Below are 2,721 nucleotides of genomic sequence, written 5' to 3' on the forward strand. Positions count from 1 at the left end.
GGGCCACCAGGGCGCCGGGTCCGGCGGCCCGGGACAGGCGCTCGGCCACACCGACCAGCAGCCGGTCCCCGACGGCGTGCCCGAGCGCGTCGTTGACCTCCTTGAAGTCGTCCAGGTCGAGCAGGGCCACCTGCAGCGGACCGGCGGCTAGGCCCTCGGTGAGGCCCTGCTCCAGCCGGCGGCGGTTGGCCAACCCGGTCAGGTCGTCGGCCATCGCCAGGTCTTCCAACTGGTCGGCCTGCTGCTGGACCTGGGCCACGAAGCCGGACATGCGCAGGACCACGAGGACGAACAGGAGCACGGCGCCGACGGCGATCGCCAGCCGGTCCACCGGGTCGCCTCCGATGCCGGGCACGAACAGCAGCGCGGGGGCCAGCAGGGAGCAGACTGCCAGCAGCACCAGCCGGGACCGGCCCACCCGCGCGTCGCTGGGCCGGTTGGTGGTCGTGCCGGTCCAGCGCATCGAGGGGTGCAGGGCCGCCGCGGCCCAGGCGATGTAGGACAGCAGCCAGCCGGCGTCGAGCAGGCTGCCGCCGTCGTCCTCCGAGTAGAGCGAGACGAGGGAGTAGGCGATGTCCGCGACGAGCAGCAGCAGCGCGGCCAGGCTCAGCAGCCGGGCACTGGCCGAGCGCCGCCCCGAGCTGGTGAAGAACCGGGCCAGGATGGCCAGCAGCAGGGCGTCGGCGGCGGGATAGGCCACCCCGATGACCCGTTCCAGCGTCGAGGCGGTCGAGCCGGCCGCGATCGGGTGCATCACGAACACCCAGAAGACCAGGCCGATGCCGATCGCCACGATCGCCGGATCCACCAGCCCGGCGAGATCACCGCCGCGGCGGCGGCCGCGGCTGAGCAGGACCAGACCGACAACCAGCATCGGGTACGCGCTCAGATAGAGATAGTCGGCCGCCGACGGGTACGGCTCCTCGTGCAGGACGTACTTGTAGTACTCCCAGACGAGGTCACCGCCGACCCAGGTGATCTGCCCGGCGGCGAACCAGTACCACATCGCCGGCCGTTCGGGCCGGTGCAGGCGCACCGCCAGCGGGATCACCAGGCAGGACAGCAGTCCGATGGCGTTGTAGACGGCGTTCGCGGCGAACCCGTCGTGCGGCAGCAGGTAGTAACCGCCCACGGCCAGCACGCCGAGGATCAGCCACCACCACCAGAGTCGTTTCTGTCGCACGGAGGGCAATCGGTCGCCGGCGTATTCATCTGAGGATTCCACCGGGTCAGACCGCCACTGTCTCGGTGCCGCTGACGGCGTCGTGGAAGTCGGGCTGGGCTACGGGCCGGCCGAAGTGGTAGCCCTGGGCCAGCCGGTAGCCGAGGCGGTGCAGTTCGGTGGCCTGCTCGGCGGTTTCGACGCCTTCGGCGACGGCAGTGAGGCCGAGGCCGTCGGCGACCTGGATGAGGGCGGCGGCGATGACGGCGTGCCGGCCGGCCATGGTGATGGTGTCGACGAAGCTCTTGTCGACTTTGAGGGTGTCGACGGGCACGGTCTGCAGCAGGCCGAGGGAGGAGTGGCCGGTGCCGAAGTCGTCGAGGGCGATGCGTACGCCGAGCTGGTGCAGGTCCTTGACGGTCTGCACACTCTGGCCGCCCCGGAAGACGGCGGTCTCGGTGACTTCGATGATCAGATTGTGCGCACTCAGGCCCGTCCAGGCCAGTACTTCGGCCACCAGATCGGCGAAGTCCGGCTCGGCGAGCTGACGCGCGGAGACATTGACGCTGACCCGCGCCGGGGCGGCCGTACCGTGGGTGGCGTGCCAGGCGACGGCCTGGGCGCAGGCGGTCCGCAGGATCCAGGCACCGAGCTCGACGATCAGGCCGTTCTGCTCGGCGACCGGGATGAAGTCCACCGGGTTGACCAGGCCACGCTCGGGGTGGTGCCAGCGGATGAGGGCCTCCACCGACACGATCCGGGCGTCGGGCAGCGAGACGATGGGCTGGTAGACGAGACGGAACTGGCCGGTGTCCAGCGCCGTACGCATCTCCGCCCCCAGCCGGGCCTCCGCGCGGGCCCGTTCGTCGAGCTCCACGGCGTAGCGGCGGACGTGGCTGCCGCACTGCTCCTTGGCCGCGTACATGGCGGTGTCGGCCCGGCGCAGCACCTCGTACGGGTCGTCGGTGTCCTCGGCGTCGGCGATGCCGACGCTGGCGCCGACCAGCAGCTCCTGGCCCGCCACCTCCACCGGCGGGCGCAGGCCGGCGGTGAGCCGGTCGACGATGCCGGCCATCGCCTCGGCCGACGCGCCGGTGACCAGGACGGCGAACTCGTCACCGCCCATCCGGGCCACGAGGTCGTCACCGCGCAGGCGGTCGGCGAGGCGTTGCGCCACGATCGCCAGCAGCCGGTCGCCGACGGCGTGGCCGAAGCGGTCGTTGACGTCCTTGAAGCCGTCGAGGTCGAGCATCGCCACCTGGGCCGGGCCGGCCGCCACGGCGGCCGCGAGCCGCTCCTCGAAGAAGCGGCGGTTGGGCAGGCCGGTCAGGTCGTCCCGCATGGCGAGGTCCTGCAACTGCCGGGCCTGCCGCTGCACCTGCGTCACGAAACCGGACATCCGCAGCAGGACCAGGACGAACAGCAGCACCGCGCCGACGCCGATGGACAGCCAGCTCAGGTGCGGGAAGCCCAGGGCGCCCTGGACGAACAGCAGGGTCGGCACCAGCAGCGTGCTGCCGGTCAGCAGGACCAGCCGGCCCGGTCCGACGCGGGGCCCG

General features: G+C 71.9%; 2 protein-coding genes. Both read right to left on the minus strand.

The window, feature by feature from the left end; translation table 11 throughout:
* Positions 1 to 1,183 (minus strand): GGDEF domain-containing protein (locus tag AB0C29_RS42380; protein WP_360833161.1); only part of this gene is annotated, 1,183 nt, incomplete at its 3' end.
* A 46-nt stretch (positions 1,184 to 1,229) separates the two neighbouring features.
* Positions 1,230 to 2,721: bifunctional diguanylate cyclase/phosphodiesterase (locus AB0C29_RS42385; protein ID WP_360833163.1), on the minus strand; the 1,492-nt coding region annotated here is incomplete at its 5' end.

Origin of the sequence: Actinoplanes sp. NPDC048791 (assembly GCF_040650095.1) — a bacterium.
Taxonomy (GTDB): Bacteria; Actinomycetota; Actinomycetes; order Mycobacteriales; family Micromonosporaceae; genus Actinoplanes.